Raw genomic sequence first — 4,471 nt, 5'->3', positions numbered from 1 at the left:
CGTCAATAAATATATTCAACCACTCAAAGAAGGATTCCTCTTTTTTATTTTAAAAAATCGCTAAATTTAATTTACACAACTTATTATACAATACTATTAATTTTTTTAATTTCTACCCCGGGATAAAAATGTTTAATAATTTCTTTATAATCCCAGCCAGCAGCACCCATACCTGCTGAAGCAGATTGATCAAGACCGAGATTATGGCCCCAGCCTGAGCCATAAATATATATTTCTTTTAAATATCCATTCTGGCCAAAGTGGGTATCAAAATAAAAACGACTGCTTTTTAAGCCCCCCAATACTCTCCTGATTTGAGAAACACTATAGCTTTCTTGCTCCTGACCACTATAGACAGTAAGTGAAGTAATAGTACCTCCCCGGGCTCGCTGATTGACCTTAATTTTAGTGATTTTATTGAGCCCACTTCGGTATTCAATTATCTCTGCTGGAACTCGTAACTGCCAGCGATAATTACTACTGCCAAAATCTTTAGAATAAGATTCCGGAGAAGTAACAAGCCACTGCTTTAATTCAACTGGAGTCAAAGGAAAATTATAATTATTATTTTTCATCTGATTTGATCCCCGTAAGTATGGCAGATCTGCAGACCATATCTGATCACTGCGTTCAGTAAAACCTCCACTATTGCTGCTGAATACCGCTTCAATAATTTCACCTTCAAAAACAGCACTTTCACCCTGAGTAGACAATACAGCTTCTGTAGTGCGCTGATGTTCACTCTGAATACCATTATAAGCAGCACAGTGGACAGTAGAACAGAGATCATAACCATCACTGCTGTGGCGACCTAAATTACTCAGAGTATAGCTTCTGGCTGCAATTGCCTGTGCTTTTAAAGCTTCCATCGGCCAGCTGGCATAAATTTCGGAAGGCACAACAGAAATCAAATAAGGGGTTAATTCCACCTGATTAATTAAAGTAAATTCCTTGCCCTCTCCTTTAATAATCATATTGCCCCTGTACTGCCTGTTACCACTTCCCTGCCAGAAATAACCCTGGCCATAATTAATATTATAAACATAGAAAGAAGAATTCTTCTGACTGCTGTAGATTTGATATTCTAAATCAGAATCGCCAAGTTTTATCTTTTCTTCTTCTGTACTTATAAATAAAGAACCGGACTCAATTTGAAGTAGATGATTTTCTTGAGCCTGACCTCTGTAAATGATTTTTCCCTTATAAATCACAGAAAAAGGATCTGAATATTGAAACAGCAGGTGCTCATTATTTTCCTGGAGACCAATTCTCAGCCGCTGGATTTCTACCTGAGAACTCAGCTCTTCTACCTCCTGCCAGGAGGGCTCCAGGTCAAAAGGATTAATCTCTTCCGGATCTTCTCCCTCATCCGGATCCGGTCTTAATTGAGGGTACTTATCCTGATAAAAATTTATCTTCTGGTAGGCCAGGTCTCTAAACCAGCCATAAGAAAGCGTCCTCTGCCAGTGATTATAAGCTGCAATTTCTTCACCTGACTTTTCGAGCATCTCAGCCATATCTTTAAATAAATAACTTTGACTTCTATTGGCCTGATAAGCTGCTTCATAATTATTAAATGCCTGCTTAAAATTACCTCTTTTTTTATTTAATTCTGCACTGAGCAGATATACTTCCGACTGGTGGAGCTTGAGATTAGTAATTTTCATTAAATATTCTTCAACTTTTTCGTAATTATTCAAATCTAAATTATTCTTGATTAAATAATAATATTTTTTATAGAGAAAATTTTGCCTATCCTTACCATTATCAATTTTATTTTCTAAAATATAATTAGAAGCTAAATTATTATCTAATTCATAAAAACTTACGGCCAGATTTAAATAATCCTGACTGTGATTACTTAAAATAGCTGTCTGCAGAAGGATCTGATTTTCAGCTCTCAGCCTGTTCTGATCATTATAAATTACAGCCAGATTCCTCCTGCTCTTCAAATTGAAAGGAGAAACTTCAATTATTTGCTGATAATAATTTTCTGCAGACTGATAATTACCATCATAAAACGCTTCTTTTGCTAACTTAAATAATTCATTTATATTTCTATCTCTGCTTTCCTGAGCCATTGTTATACCCACTGACTCTTTTTGCTGATAAAAATGATCAAATACAGGAATAAATATACCCAGTAAAAGAGCAGAGATAATAAATAACCTAAAAACTTTTTTCATTAAATACAACTCCTAATTTTAAAGAAGGTCACTTGCAATTTCGGCTAATTCTGATCTTTCTCCTTCTTTTAACATAACATGTCCTCCAATTTTTTGATCATGAAATTTATGAGCCAGATAATTTAAACCATTTTTATGAAAATTCAAATATGGATTATCAATCTGAAACGGGTCACCGGTAAAAACCAATTTAGAACCTTCTCCAGCTCTAGTTACAATAGTTTTAACTTCATGTAAAGAGAGATTTTGAGCCTCATCAATGATTATAAATTGATCTGGGACTGATCTACCTCTAATATAAGTTAAAGGCTCAATCTGAATTAAATCTTTTTCCTGCAATTTTTGATAGGCATAACTTGCATCTTTATTCCGATGAACAATAAAGTCCAAATTATCAAAAATCGGCTGCATCCAGGGTCCCATCTTTTCTTCAACATCACCAGGTAAAAATCCCATTTCTTTACCCATAGGCTGAATTGGTCTGGCAACTAATAGCTTCGAAAAAGCCTGTTCATCAACAACTTTGGCCAGCCCTGCAGCAATTGCGAGTAAAGTTTTTCCGGTACCTGCTTTCCCCGACATAGTAACTAATTTTATTTCATCATCCAGCAGCAGTTCTAATGCCAGCTGCTGTTCTCTGTTTCTGGCTCTAATTTTTGCCGGTTGACTTTGATTATACCGAAGAGTTACTAAATTATCACCATCAAATCTGGCTAAAGCAGTATTTTTATTTCTATCATCTGCTGTTAGCTGTACAAATTCATTCGGATATAAAGAATCATCAAACTGATCAAGGTCTGATAGGGACAGTTTTTCTTCCTCAAAAAATTTATCAATCAGGGAAGCACTGCAATTTATTTCTTTAAAACCAGAATAAATCTCTTCTTCTTTTAAGCGGCTCGAATCATGCTCCTCTGCCTGCAAATTATAAGCATCACAGATTAAGCGTAGATTAATATCATCCGAAATCATCACTACTTTTTTATCAGTGTTTTCTTCCTGTAGATGAATCGCTGTCGAAATAATTCTATTATCCATTTTACTGGAACTTAATCCTTCCGGAAGTTCCAGTCCACCATTAATTACAATTTTAACAATTCCCCCGGAATCTAATTCTACTCCATCATGTAAATTACCTTTGTTTCTCAACTCTTCCAAAATTCTAGAACTTTCCCGGGCATTAAAACCTAAATCAGAACTTTTTGTTTTTAAACTGTCAATTTCTTCTAAAACAGCAAGGGGAATAACAACATCATTATCCTCAAAACTATAAATAGCACGGGGGTCATTTAAAAGTACATTAGTATCTAAAACAAATATTTTTTTCATTTATGCTTCCTCCTTCAGATCATATATTTTATTACTTTATTTTAAATTTAAACTTAATTCCGAAATTAGTTAGAACAGGTTAATCTATCATTTTTATTATCTTGTTCTATTATTATTTTCATCTATTCATTATAATATGAACATATCTCTGAAGCAAAGCAGTTTTCACAATCCGGATTCTGAGCCTTACAGAGTGCTCTCCCGTGATCAATTAACCAGTGATGAAAATCAATCCAGTATTCCCTGGGAACCAACTCAGTTAACTCTTTTTCGGTCTGATTAACATTCTTACCGCTGGTTAAACCCAGACGTTTAGAAACTCTAAAAACATGGGTATCAACAGGAAAAGCAGCTTTAAAAAAAGCATTTGCAAGCACAACATTAGCTGTTTTTCTACCAACACCACTTAGCTTTAAAAGTTCCTTCCTAGTTTCAGGGACTTCTCCCTCAAATTCATCAAGTAATAACTTACAGGTTTTTAAAATATATTTCGCTTTGTTTCTAAAAAGTCCAATACTATTTATTTTTTCTTCCAGTTCCTTCTGACTGAGCTTTAACATAGACTCCGGGGTGTTATATTCTTCAAAAAGTTTGCTGGTCACTTTATTAACCTGAACATCCGTAGTTTGAGCTGATAAAATTGTTGCTATTAAAAGTTCAAACGGTGTTTTAAATTTTAAAGCCGTTGCTGGCTGAGGATAATGTTCTGAAAATAGTTCTATTAATTTTTCAACTTTTTCTCTTTTATTTATTTGTTCAGCCACTTTACTACCTCCTAAAAAACTTGTATCTTGTATACTATTTTACTTGATATTTAATTAAAAATAAAGCAAAATCAAGAAATATTACTGATTGTTCATAAGTATTGTATAATAAGTTGTGTAAATTAAATTTAGCGATTTTTTAAAATAAAAAAGAGGAATCCTTCTTTGAGTGGTTGAATATATTTATTGACG

Annotated in this window: 3 protein-coding genes; all 3 read right to left on the bottom strand. The window is 34.0% G+C overall.

The features are described 5' to 3' along the window. Positions 1-83: 83 nt before the first annotated feature. The 3 genes from DFR79_RS15855 to nth all read right to left on the bottom strand — a co-directional run bounded on the left by DFR79_RS15855 (position 84) and on the right by nth (position 4,279). The gene (locus DFR79_RS15855; RefSeq protein WP_133516431.1) at positions 84-2,186 is read right to left on the bottom strand and encodes a SpoIID/LytB domain-containing protein; all 2,103 of its coding nucleotides are present in this window, start codon (positions 2,184-2,186) and stop codon (positions 84-86) included. Positions 2,187-2,204: 18 nt separating this feature from the next. Further along, complete coding sequence (locus DFR79_RS15850) at positions 2,205-3,515, bottom strand: PhoH family protein (protein ID WP_133516430.1); 1,311 nt, start codon at positions 3,513-3,515, stop codon at positions 2,205-2,207. 122 nt (positions 3,516-3,637) lie between these two features. After that, on the bottom strand, positions 3,638-4,279 hold the full coding sequence (gene nth, locus DFR79_RS15845; RefSeq protein ID WP_133516429.1) for an endonuclease III: 642 nt from the start codon (positions 4,277-4,279) through the stop codon (positions 3,638-3,640). Positions 4,280-4,471 lie beyond the last annotated feature (192 nt).

It is taken from the genome of Halanaerobium saccharolyticum, from assembly GCF_004362045.1.
Taxonomy (GTDB): Bacteria; Bacillota; Halanaerobiia; order Halanaerobiales; family Halanaerobiaceae; genus Halanaerobium; species Halanaerobium saccharolyticum_C.
This window is presented reverse-complemented; position numbering and strand designations above follow the sequence as displayed.